The following is a 235-nucleotide window of genomic DNA, read 5'->3' as shown; positions in this document are numbered from 1 at the left end:
GCTTAACCAAATTCGTCGCAACACCCGATAATTTTGCCGCCCCTTCACCGCGATGTGCACATGCCACGCACCACGCTCCTGACGCTCAAGCACGGCAACGTAGTGAAAGTCGGCCACTCGGGACACCCGTCGACGAAAACGATCGAAATCTCGCTTTGCACGCGCCTTGTCCTGCATATTCTCGCGATACGTCAGCGTGATCATGCGATCAGCACCAATCGCCTTACAGCGAAGC

1 pseudogene is annotated in these 235 nt (G+C 56.2%); it reads right to left on the bottom strand.

The window, feature by feature from the left end:
* Window positions 1-235, bottom strand: a pseudogene (locus SB771_RS37125) (hypothetical protein); the annotation flags it as partial.

This window comes from Burkholderia sp. SIMBA_051 (genome assembly GCF_046534915.1).
Classification (GTDB): Bacteria; Pseudomonadota; Gammaproteobacteria; order Burkholderiales; family Burkholderiaceae; genus Burkholderia; species Burkholderia ambifaria.
Note: the sequence above shows the minus strand (reverse complement) of the source record. Positions and strands in the feature narration are given on the sequence as shown.